Here is an 11,022-nt window from a genome sequence, read left to right on the forward strand (position 1 = left end):
AGATATGCCTTTTTTGTTTTTTATACAAATTAGAGTTTTTATGGATAAAGCTTTCACAAGCAGTGAATTGTATTTTTTCATTTCATTCTTTTTGTTTAAGAGAATTGTCAAATAGAAAATAATGTTAATGTATACACTTATGTAATTAAATTAATTGAGAATATTGTTACCTTTGGCAGAGTAAAAAATACGACTAATATAAAATGCATCACACTTACGAAGTTTTTATATTAATTTAAATATTTTTGATGCAAATCCAGTGTGGTTTTCGATTATTTATTGTGCTTCTTGCTTCAGTAATTTACAATTCAGTTCTTTTAGGGCAATCTATACCTTGGTTTGCACTCAATGGTCATGATGCTGTAAAAACCATTCTGATCAATCCGGCATTCCAGTTTGAGGATAAAATGAAATCTTCCATTCAGGTAGGAACTATCTTGATGGATTATGCCAACAACTTTGGGTATTTCAAGGATCAAAGATTTATCAGCCTTCCTTTTAATATTTCTTCAATAACAGTTCCGGAATTGCAGTTAAAAAAAGATGGGAGCAATCCGGCTATTGGTCTTGAAAGAGATGTAGTCGGTTATGAATTGAAATTGAATCCATCCAATTCTAACAAAATATTCTTTTCGACACAGATCTCCTATGGTGGTCCAGGATATATCAAAGTTTTTAAAAATGGCTTTTCAGCCGGAGTAATTTCAGGTATGGAGTTTCATGGAGGGGTGAATGACTTTCCGCAGCAAACGACCTACGCTGCTTATAGAAATTACAGGGAAGGAAATACGATAGAAATACCCTTATGGAATGTACTCGGCTATGGATATTTTTATGCTGGTTTATATGGTGCCAAAGTATTCAACATCAATGAAAAAGGCAAATTAAGTGTCGGGATCAATACTAAATATTTAGGTGGATTAACATACATGGCCCTTGAGAATGCAGAGCCTATAGATAAATATACTTTTGGTAAGGATGAAGATGTGATTGTTTCCAACTTATTATTAAAATACAGCTATACACATGGTAGTGATGCTGATATCAGATCTTCCATCATCAAAGGAAATGGCGTAGGGACGGACTTAGGTATATACTATGCGCAGAAAACTTCAAGTAAGCTGATCACACATTTCAGCGGTGGAATATCTATCAAAAATCTTGGATTTATTAAATTCAATTCAAGTCTTCGCTATGGTGCGCTAGAGATCAACGAGGATACAGGAATTAATTTCAGTCAGATCGACAGTACAAAGTCACTGGATCAGTTTGTGGATAGTGTGCATGTAATCTTGAATACAAAACCTTTGAACAGATATTCTCAAAGTCTGGGTAAGACCATTTTTATTCCCGCGGAATTGAATGTTTTATTGAATGCTGATATCAGTACTTATGCAGGTCTGCATGTTTTTTTTGGAGTACCATTGTCAAGAATTAGTCCGGATGCCATCCAGTTTGGATTTGTGCCTGAATTAAAGTTGGATAAGGTCAACATAATGGTACCTTTTTCTTACAATCAATTCACCGGTTTTAAATTGGGAGCCGGCATCAACCTTGACTTTCTTACTTTTGGCACCGATGATATCAGATCCTTTTTTAAGCGCGATAAACTTGAATCGGGTTCGATCTACTTTGGGGTCAATGTCAGGAAGTTTGAAAAGATTCAAAAAAAGAAAAAGAATATTTAACCTTCAATCACAAGGACAAGCCTTATCCCTGCAATCATCCTATTGCACTCTCATACTCTAATACTCTCTAATACTATTCTACTCTAATACTAATATCCTACTATCACATTTTCTCTTATTTTTCGTTAATATAGTGTTCAAGACAAATACTTACCTTATCTTTGCGCACTTATGAAAAAAAGGAATCTTATTTTCTTATTATTAATGTCGGTTTTTAGCCTAAGTTCTTGTAAATCAGAGTATGAGCGCTTACGTGCCAGCGGAGATACTGAACTTGTTTATAAAAAGTCCCTAGAATATTATAACAAGAAGGATTATCTGAAGGCTCAGACACTATTTGAGCAAATACTAGGAAGATATAGAGGAAAGAAAGAAGCCGAAGATCTTTATGTAAAGTACGCATATACGCACTATTACCTGCATAATTATATTTTATCGGCTAGTTATTTTCAAAATTTTGCTAATACCTACATCACTAGTCCTCTTAGGGAAGAAGCTGCTTATATGTCTGCTTATTCCAATTACCTGCAGAGTCCGGATTATAAGTTAGAACAAGGCTATACAATAAAAGCAATCGATGAATTGCAGAATTTCATCAACGCATACACCAAAAGCACCAGGATTCCTGAAGCCAACAAGTTGATCGATGAATTAAGACTAAAGTTGGAAACTAAGGCCTTTGATGAGGCTATGCTTTATTTCAACCTTAAAGAATATCAGTCTGCAACTATTACATTGAATAATATGTTGAAAGACTTTCCTGATTCTCAGAATGCTGAAAAGATTAGGTATTTCATAGTTAAATCAAATTATACACTGGCTGAAAATAGTGTGTATTCGAAAAAACTGGAACGTTACGAAACCACCCTTATAGCTGCAGAGCTTTATTTGAACAAATTTTCAAAAACTAAGGACCGCCGTGAAGTTGACGGTATTTTAAAGTCCACTAAACAAATCATTAAAAATTTAGAAAAAGATGGATATAAAGACAAAAGTACAAGGGATAGATCCTAACAGCAGAGCTAGAGATATTAAAACTATGGCTGGCGTAACTGGTAATATTTATGAGTCTATAGCCATTATAGCTGGACGTGCTAAGCAATTGCAACTTGGTATAAAGAGAGAATTAAACAGTAAGCTTGAAGAATTTACAGTTTCTTCAGATACTATTGAAGAAATACAAGAGAACAAAGAGCAGATTGAAATCTCTAAGTTTTATGAGAAACTCCCCAATCCTGCAATCATTGCAACTGAAGAGTTCATTAATAATGAATTATCTTACAGATATAAGGAAATTGATCTGGACTAGTCTTCTGTGAGAAGAATTATGCTATTTTTAGCATAATATTATTAACTGATCATATGAATCTTCAGGGAAAGAAAATTATTCTTGGCATCTGTGGCAGTATAGCAGCTTACAAATCTGCTGAACTTTGCAGATTATTTGTCAAATCAGGTGCTGAAGTTAAAGTCATCATGACTACTTCTGCAGGAGATTTTATTTCACCACTTACCTTATCCACATTATCTGGATATGAAGTAGTTACTTCAGTTCATGACGGTAGTAATTGGTCTGGTCATGTAGAACTAGGTTTGTGGGCCGATGTTTTAGTCATTGCACCCATCACTGCCAATACAATTGCACATTTCGCTAATGGTTTGTGCGATACCATGTTGGATGCAGTTTATTTGTCGGCTAAATGCACTGTGCTATTTGCTCCTGCCATGGATCTTGACATGTGGATACACCCTTCTACCAAATCAAATGTTGAAAAACTAATTTCATTCGGTAACGTTCTGGTCCCGGTTGAACATGGTGAACTAGCATCAGGATTGGTTGGATTTGGTCGTATGGCAGAACCTGCTCATATTTTAGATTTTGTAATCGCTCATTTCAATAAAAACTTGGATCTTTCCGGTAAAAAGATCTTAATTACAGCTGGTCCGACTCATGAAAAATTGGATCCTGTAAGATTCATAGGAAATTCCTCTACAGGTAAGATGGGACTTGCTTTAGTTCGAGAATGCTTAGAACGTGGTGCATCTGTAGAATTGGTTTTAGGACCGGTAACTGAAAAGATTTTTACGCACCCTAACTTATCTGTGACCAACATAATTAGTGCTGACGATATGATGAAAGCGTGTGCAGTTCATTTTCAAAATGCGGATATTGCCATCATGGCAGCTGCAGTAGCGGATTATAGGCCTATAACTGAAGAATCGCAAAAAATTAAAAAGTCTGATGACGAGATTAGTCTTAAATTAGTTAAAACGACTGATATTGCAGCTTCTCTTGGTGCTATTAAGCAGCCCGGACAAGTGTTGGTCGGATTTGCTTTAGAGACTGAGAATGAACTAGAATATGCAGAAAAAAAGCGCATCAAGAAGAATTTTGACCTTATAATACTCAATTCAATGAATGATAAAGGTGCAGGAATTGGGACTTCGACTAATAAAGTAACGATCATAAGTTCTGAAGGCATTATACTTGCAACGCAATTACTTCCAAAGTCAGAAATTGCAAAGATCATTATTGATGAAACAATCAAACACATTTAAACTACGTTTATCAGACATGAATATTAAATACATACTCTATACTTTCGTTTTCACTGCTTGTTTCTTCCACATTGGATCTGCACAAGAAATAAAATACAATGTTTCTGTCAATACTCCTACACTTCAAATGGCCGATCCTGCTGTTTTTAAATCATTTGAGAAATCAGTTAATGAATTTTTAAACAACCAGAGATGGACAGATCTTGAAGTTAAAGAGGAAGAAAAAGTTAATGTCAATGTACAATTCAATTTGGTAAAGGAGTTTTCTGAAAGAGATTTCTTGTTTAGTATATCCATCCTTGCTACCCGCCCAGTATATGGCACTTCTTACGAATCTGTAATTTTTCAATATGTAGACGAAAAAGTGGCCTTTACTTATGAACCAGGATTTGCATTTATATTCAATTCAAACTCTTACAATGATGCATTATCTTCAGTAATGGGTTATTATTCTTATATAATACTTGGGTTAGATAAAGATTCTTTTGCTGATCATAGTGGAAGTGAAATGTACTCTCTTGCCCAGACTATTATGACCTCACTTCCCAACAATATTGCAAACGGTGATGAATTTGGTTGGTCAGTTTCTAAAGTAGGTTTGAATAAGGTACGTTCCTCTTTTATTGAAAACCTCCTGAGCCCCAAACTTAATGATTTTAGAACAGGATTCTATGAATATCACAGACAAGGATTAGATCTTTCATCCACTGATATTGTCAATGCAAGAAAAAATATGATCAATGCTATGAAACAGATAGAGAGTTCATATGATTCATACGTCAATTCTCTTGTAGTGAATCTAATGGGTAACATTAAGGGAAAGGAACTTGTGGAAATTTTTAAGCCTGCTGACAAAGCTGAAAAACAAGAAATTTATAAGATCCTAACTAAAATCGATCCTGCAGGTCTTCAAAATTACGTTGACTTGAGATGATCTCAGAGACACCTAAGATTAAACTTGCCATTTTTGCTTCCGGAGGTGGAAGTAATGCGTTAAAAATATTAGAATATTTCGAGCAACATAGTACTATAGAGATTGCTTTGATCCTCTATAATAATAAGTCTGCAGGAGTCATCCAACACGGTTTAGCTTTTAATGTCCCCACCATATATTGGAATAAAACCAAGATGAATGATGCGAAAGCTACTTTGTCTATGCTCAATTATTATCATGTCGATGGTATTCTTCTCGCTGGATTCTTAGCGCTGATACCCAAATATCTTGTACAACGTTTTAGTGGGAAAATCCTAAATATCCATCCTGCGCTATTGCCTGATTTTGGTGGACATGGAATGTATGGTCACTTCGTCCACGAAGCAGTCAGTGCCAGTGGAAAGCTTTGTTCAGGGATCACTATTCATTTGATTGATGCAGAATATGATAAAGGCAAGATTCTCTTTCAATATCCTGTTTCAATAAACGCGAATGAAGACCCCGTTTCTATCCAAAAAAAGGTCTTGGCTTTAGAACATTTATATTATGCTCCAATAATTGAAAAGTATTTCATGAATCCTGAAAGTTTATTTTAGAAATTCCTTGAGAAAAATGCCCTCTTAGATTGCTCTCTTTATATACCCAACTCCAACTTATTTTATTGGTTTATTTAAAAAGTGGTGCTTCTTGTTTCCTTTTATAAAGACGATTTATAGTCTTCGTCTATTAAAATCATATTTTGAATTTTATTTTTATACATTTGAAGTATAACTTTATATTCAATAATACTATGGTACGTATATATGCATTCATATTGTCAGCTTTTTTATTATCATTCCAATTACAGGCACAAGACAAAGCAGAAGATAAAAAACCAAAAGAGGAGAAGGTAAATAAGCTCGATAGGAGTCTTGACTATGATTATAAAGTAGAAAAAAGGCAAGAAGCCATGATCAATGGAAAGAAAATATCATACACCACAACAGCTTCAGTCTTACCGGTGTGGGATGATGATGGAAAGGTCATAGCTGGTGTGTTTTATACATATTTTGAGCGCAATGATATTGCAGACAAATCAGGGAGACCGCTGGTTTTTTCTTTCAATGGTGGTCCCGGAACGCCTTCAGTTTGGATGATGCTTGGATATACCGGACCCAGGTTGCTAAATGTCGATGATGAAGGTTACCCTGTTCAGCCATATGGATTAAAAGATAATCCTAATTCAATTCTTGATGTAGCAGATATCGTTTATGTGGATCCTGTCAATACAGGTTTTTCCAGACCATTAGCTAAGGATTATCCAAAGGATAAGTTTTTTGGGGTAAACGCTGATGTGCGTTACCTTGCTAATTGGATCAATACCTTTGTCAATAAATATCAAAGATGGGCCTCTCCAAAATATTTAATAGGTGAGAGCTATGGCACCACAAGAGTCTCTGGACTTGCTTTGGAGCTACAAGGTAACCATTGGATGTATTTGAATGGAGTTATTTTGGTTTCTCCAACTGATCTTGGCATAAAAAGAGATGGCCCTGTAGACGATGCGATGATGTTGCCTTATTATGCAGCTACAGCATGGTTCCATAAGGCTTTGAGTCCGGAATTTCAACAAAAAGATTTATTGGATGTCCTTCCTGAAGTTGAAAAATTTACGATCGATGAATATATTCCTGCATTAACACTTGGGAGTTCTATCGATCCTGTACGGTTAAAAAATATCATCAGTAAAGTCAGTAAATATAGTGGTATTGCAGAAAAGCAGATAGCGGAGAACAATGGTATCATCAATGTTAATTTTTTCTGGAAAGAATTATTACGCAGTCGCGGTTACACAATAGGCCGACTCGATTCCCGGTACTTAGGAATTGATAGTAGAGATGCCGGAAGTAGTCCTGAATACAATGCAGAACTCACTAATTGGCTGCATTCTTTTACACCGGCGATAAATCTGTATTTGAGAGACGAATTGGGATATAAGACAAGTCTGGATTATAATATGTTTGGTCCAGTACATCCATGGAATAATGATGGAAATAATACGGGTAGAAATCTTCGGGCTGCAATGGCACAGAATCCATTTCTCCATGTGATGGTCCAGTCAGGTTATTATGATGGGGCATGTGATTATTTCAATGCAAAATATAATATGTGGCAATTAGATCCAAACGGTAAGTTGAAAGATCGCATCTCTTGGGAAGGTTATCGCAGCGGGCACATGATGTATTTGCGCAAAGAGGATTTGAAAACCTCAAATGACCATCTTCGCAAATTTATACTTGATGCCATCCCCGGACCTAATCAACCGGCTAGATATGATGCAGTCCCAAAAGGAAAATAATAATAAGAAAGTATATAACAGCAGGAAAAGAATATTCTATTAAATGTTGCCTAGCAAGTTGGCCATTTGGTTCCAACGATATATTTTTACTTTTTCCTTTTGATTTTTGGATGCCTTGTTTATTGCTTTAGCGATATCTTTTCCATCCATACCTTTATATTTGCTAAGGTTGCCAATTAAGATAGGATTAATGATGGAGAATATGCTTATAAATATCTTTTCCATTGGTCGGTGTGCTTTCCTGCTTCCTAAGATCATTGATGGTTGGAAGATATTCGTATGTTCATAATCTAAAGCAATAATATCTCTTTCAGTCTCACCTTTTGTCTTAGTGTAGAAGATACTTGAATTAGGATTGGCGCCTATGGCAGTCACTACGAATACAGATTTTGCGCCATTTTCTTTTGCCATCTTGGCTGCGAGCACAGGGTAATCATGGTCTATTTTATAGTATTCGATCAAGTCAGGAGTTTGTTTTTTAGTTGTACCCAGCGCTATAAATACGTCATCTGCTTTTATATGTTCTTTTAACAATGGCAAGGTTTTAAAGTCACCAATTAGCGTATTTAATTTGGTATGTTTGATATTTATGTCCTTCCGAACGACAATGGTTACCTTTTCATAAGATTCATTGTTTAAAAGTTCAAGAAGTAAATGTGATCCTATAAAGCCAGTTGCTCCAAACAAGATTGCTTTTTTCATTTTTGAAATAAATTTATAATTTAATTTTAGATTAAAAACTAGTAAGAATTTATTTTTCTCAGGTTAACTCTCTGCTATCTTATTGATCATCCCTTTAAAAATAAATCCATGAAATGGTAGGACTGTATACCAGTATAATCTTCCAAGTAAACCAAGAGGCCTGAACGTGGCTGTCTGTTTAAGTATATTGTTATTGTCGATTTTAAATTCCAACCAGGCTTCCCCCGGCAGCTTCATTTCTGCATACAACAATAGTCGTTTTTCTTTTTTATCTGCAATAAGCACGCGCCAAAAATCAAGTGTGTCTCCAGAAACTATTTCAGTATCGCTTTTTCTCCCCCTTCTCATGCCTACTCCGCCTGCAATCTGATCCATAAAGCCTCGGATTTTCCACATCCAATTTCCATAATACCATCCTGTCTTTCCACCTATTGACCAAATTTTATCAGTAGACAATTCGATGTTTTCAATTTGAACAGTTCGGATATCTTTATAGCACCCATTTACAGGCACTTCGATGAACTTAGTAAAACCTGTACTAAATATATCACTTGTTTGGGCATCTTTCCAACTTGACAAAACTTGATTTTGGGAGATTTTATCAAATGCTAATCTTATCGAAGAATCGTAATCTATATAAGTGATGCCAAGCAAATCTGCCAAGTTGTTTGGCTTACAAATTACTTCTATCTTCATGCTGTTGACCAGATTCTGAGCGAGAGCATAGGAAGTTGAGGTAACGAAGTATAACCAGTAGGAGGATAATTTTGGTGTCATAATCGGTACGATAAAGATCCGCCTCTTCAATTTACGAACTTTTGCGAATCGCATCAGCATTTCTTTATAAGTCAAGATGTCAGGCCCACCGATATCGTAACTTTGATTATAAGTGTCTTGTCGTCCTATCACACCGATAAGAAATTCTACCACATTGCGTATAGCGATTGGCTGGCATTTTGTCTTTAACCAGCGAGGCGTGATCATAATTGGTAGCTTTTCTACCAGATCCCGAATGATTTCAAATGATGCGCTGCCCGAGCCAACTATTATGCCAGCTTTAAGGGTGGTAAGTGCAAAATTTGAACCGGATAATATACTTTCAACATTCTTTCGCGAGGAGAGATGTTTTGACAAATCCTCCGCATTGCTTATTCCACTTAAGTAAATAACCTGTTTTGCATTTGTCTTTTCTATGCAATTCTTAAAATTTGTAGCACATATCTCTTCCATATTCTCAAAATCCCCGATTTGAGTTGACATAGAATGTATGAGATAAAAAGCTACATCAATATCATTAGGAATATTCAGTAAAGTCTCCTTTTTTAAAAAATCTGCTTCAATTACTTTGACATTTGAAAGAATATCAAACTTGTTATTGAACCTGTTCTTGTCTCTGACACAGCATATTACCTCGTGTCCATTTTCCAATAACACCGGCAAAAGTCTTTGTGCAATGTATCCCGTAACCCCTGTTAATAATATTTTCATATATATTTTTTCATAATAATCGAATGAAATATACCTTTTTCATTCTCAATAAATCCTTTCATTCATAATTCGCCATTTATCCTTCACCATTTATAATTTATAATTTACCATTCTCCATTTATCATCTACCATTTATCATTTTAAACTAGAGATTCCACCATCTACATGCATGATCTGACCTGTGATCCAGCTTGCTTTATTAGATAACAAAAACTCTGCCATGTTAGCAATATCTTGTGTTGTACCAATTCTTTTTAAAGGATGTCGCAAGGCATTCGCTTCCCTTTTTTGATCACTATTTAATAATGAAGCGGCCAATGGAGTATCAGTTAGTGATGGTGCGATACAATTCACCCTGATCTTTGGCGCATATTCAGCAGCTAAAGCTTTTGTCAGGCCTTCGATTGCACCTTTAGAGGCAGAAACTTGAGAATGAAATGGCAATCCTGTTTGAACTGCAACAGTGGAAAACAAGATGATAGCGGCGTTTTCACTGTTTTTTAATTTAGGTATTACAGCCTGGATAGTTTTAATTGCTCCTACTACCTGTAAGTTAAAGTCATTCACAAAATCAGCAGGTTTGATTCTTTCAAATGGTCTTAAGTTGATACTGCCCGGGCAGTAAATGATACCAGTCAATGCATCTGGTAATGACTCCAGTGATAGATCTTCCTCTAACGCATTGTAATTGAAGTACTTAATATTCGGGTGGTCAGGAGTCATTTTATTTTGGTTGAAAGTTCCAAATACAAGATGACCAGCTTCAGCTAGTTGATTTGAAAGTGTTTTACCAATGCCTGAAGAGGCTCCAATGATTAAATAGTTTGCCATTTAGTGTATTATTTTTATAATAATACAAATAACCAAGCTTCTATTTTGTTGCAAATCACTTGTAATAAAGTATAATCGATATCACCATCTTTATACGAGGCAAGCAAGAGATGATTTACAAGTTACTTTCTCTCTTGTTATCTAGTGATATTTTGTCTTTAAAAAAATTCTTTGACTAGTAGTCGTTTAGGATTTATGTGGTTTAGTGGTTTTCATTTGAATGATATCAACAATAAAAGCAAATGCCATAGAAAAGTAGATATATCCTTTTGGAATCTCGAATTCAAATCCTTCAGCAATTAAAGAAACGCCGATCATCATAAGAAAGCATAATGCCAGTATTTTAAAGGATGGATGCTTATGTATGAAATCACTTATAGGTTTAGAAGCTATAAGCATAATTATCACAGTTACTATTACGGCAGTGTACATTACCCATAGTTCTTGAACCATGCCCACTGCAGTTATGATTGAATCTACTG

General features: G+C 35.3%; 11 protein-coding genes (1 of these 11 cut by a window edge). 7 read left to right on the forward strand and 4 right to left on the reverse strand.

The genetic code is table 11. The annotated features are described in order from the left end of the window. Positions 1-248 precede the first annotated feature (248 nt). The 7 genes from IPI15_RS02115 (at position 249) to IPI15_RS02145 (ending at position 7,519) form a co-directional block, all read left to right on the forward strand. On the forward strand, positions 249-1,688 hold the full coding sequence (locus IPI15_RS02115) for a hypothetical protein (RefSeq protein ID WP_287419042.1): 1,440 nt from the start codon (positions 249-251) through the stop codon (positions 1,686-1,688). Between the two features lie 171 nt (positions 1,689-1,859). Further along, positions 1,860-2,702: an outer membrane protein assembly factor BamD gene (locus tag IPI15_RS02120; RefSeq protein ID WP_287419043.1), complete on the forward strand. Its 843-nt coding sequence runs from the start codon at positions 1,860-1,862 to the stop codon at positions 2,700-2,702. Continuing rightward, positions 2,665-2,997 carry a DNA-directed RNA polymerase subunit omega gene (locus IPI15_RS02125; RefSeq protein ID WP_287402960.1) on the forward strand — a complete coding sequence of 111 codons (333 nt, stop codon included), beginning with the start codon at positions 2,665-2,667 and terminating at the stop codon, positions 2,995-2,997. Before IPI15_RS02120 ends, IPI15_RS02125 begins: the two co-directional genes overlap by 38 nt. A gap of 53 nt (positions 2,998-3,050) precedes the next feature. Then, on the forward strand, positions 3,051-4,247 hold the full coding sequence (gene coaBC, locus IPI15_RS02130; RefSeq protein ID WP_287419045.1) for a bifunctional phosphopantothenoylcysteine decarboxylase/phosphopantothenate--cysteine ligase CoaBC: 1,197 nt from the start codon (positions 3,051-3,053) through the stop codon (positions 4,245-4,247). Further along, a complete protein-coding gene (gene porD / locus IPI15_RS02135; RefSeq protein ID WP_287419046.1) occupies positions 4,225-5,181 on the forward strand; it encodes a type IX secretion system protein PorD in 957 nt (318 codons plus the stop codon). The genes coaBC and porD overlap by 23 nt, the downstream gene beginning before the upstream one ends. Continuing rightward, complete coding sequence (locus tag IPI15_RS02140) at positions 5,178-5,777, forward strand: formyltransferase family protein (protein WP_287419048.1); 600 nt, start codon at positions 5,178-5,180, stop codon at positions 5,775-5,777. The genes porD and IPI15_RS02140 overlap by 4 nt, the downstream gene beginning before the upstream one ends. Before the next feature lie 194 nt (positions 5,778-5,971). Beyond that, positions 5,972-7,519 carry a S10 family peptidase gene (locus tag IPI15_RS02145; RefSeq protein ID WP_287419050.1) on the forward strand — a complete coding sequence of 516 codons (1,548 nt, stop codon included), beginning with the start codon at positions 5,972-5,974 and terminating at the stop codon, positions 7,517-7,519. A gap of 39 nt (positions 7,520-7,558) precedes the next feature. On the opposite strand, the gene IPI15_RS02150 is transcribed toward IPI15_RS02145, so the two are convergent. The 4 genes from IPI15_RS02150 to IPI15_RS02165 form a co-directional block, all read right to left on the reverse strand. Then, the gene (locus IPI15_RS02150) at positions 7,559-8,221 is read right to left on the reverse strand and encodes an NAD(P)H-binding protein (RefSeq protein ID WP_287419052.1); all 663 of its coding nucleotides are present in this window, start codon (positions 8,219-8,221) and stop codon (positions 7,559-7,561) included. A gap of 63 nt (positions 8,222-8,284) precedes the next feature. After that, positions 8,285-9,709 (reverse strand): SDR family oxidoreductase, encoded by a 1,425-nt coding sequence (locus tag IPI15_RS02155; RefSeq protein WP_287419054.1) that lies wholly within the window; start codon positions 9,707-9,709, stop codon positions 8,285-8,287. A 135-nt stretch (positions 9,710-9,844) separates the two neighbouring features. Then, a complete protein-coding gene (locus tag IPI15_RS02160; RefSeq protein WP_287419055.1) occupies positions 9,845-10,540 on the reverse strand; it encodes an SDR family NAD(P)-dependent oxidoreductase in 696 nt (231 codons plus the stop codon). A 186-nt stretch (positions 10,541-10,726) separates the two neighbouring features. Next, positions 10,727-11,022, reverse strand: partial view of a TerC family protein gene (locus tag IPI15_RS02165; protein WP_287402974.1) — the 3' end only. Its footprint extends 403 nt past the window's final position; 296 of the gene's 699 nt are visible here — the last part of the coding sequence; the start codon falls outside the window, past its right edge; the stop codon is at positions 10,727-10,729.

The organism is Candidatus Brachybacter algidus, assembly GCF_016707225.1.
In the GTDB taxonomy this organism is placed as follows: domain Bacteria; phylum Bacteroidota; class Bacteroidia; order Chitinophagales; family Saprospiraceae; genus Parvibacillus; species Parvibacillus algidus.

What these genes read in the sequence shown, in the direction of transcription:
- IPI15_RS02155 (WP_287419054.1), bottom strand. Translation starts at nt 9,709, where the DNA reads ATGAAAATATTATTAACAGGGGTTACGGGATACATTGCACAAAGACTT.
- porD (WP_287419046.1), top strand. Translation starts at nt 4,225, where the DNA reads ATGAAACAATCAAACACATTTAAACTACGTTTATCAGACATGAATATT.
- IPI15_RS02140 (WP_287419048.1), top strand. Translation starts at nt 5,178, where the DNA reads ATGATCTCAGAGACACCTAAGATTAAACTTGCCATTTTTGCTTCCGGA.
- IPI15_RS02150 (WP_287419052.1), bottom strand. Translation starts at nt 8,221, where the DNA reads ATGAAAAAAGCAATCTTGTTTGGAGCAACTGGCTTTATAGGATCACAT.
- IPI15_RS02160 (WP_287419055.1), bottom strand. Translation starts at nt 10,540, where the DNA reads ATGGCAAACTATTTAATCATTGGAGCCTCTTCAGGCATTGGTAAAACA.
- coaBC (WP_287419045.1), top strand. Translation starts at nt 3,051, where the DNA reads ATGAATCTTCAGGGAAAGAAAATTATTCTTGGCATCTGTGGCAGTATA.
- IPI15_RS02145 (WP_287419050.1), top strand. Translation starts at nt 5,972, where the DNA reads ATGGTACGTATATATGCATTCATATTGTCAGCTTTTTTATTATCATTC.
- IPI15_RS02120 (WP_287419043.1), top strand. Translation starts at nt 1,860, where the DNA reads ATGAAAAAAAGGAATCTTATTTTCTTATTATTAATGTCGGTTTTTAGC.
- IPI15_RS02115 (WP_287419042.1), top strand. Translation starts at nt 249, where the DNA reads ATGCAAATCCAGTGTGGTTTTCGATTATTTATTGTGCTTCTTGCTTCA.
- IPI15_RS02125 (WP_287402960.1), top strand. Translation starts at nt 2,665, where the DNA reads ATGGATATAAAGACAAAAGTACAAGGGATAGATCCTAACAGCAGAGCT.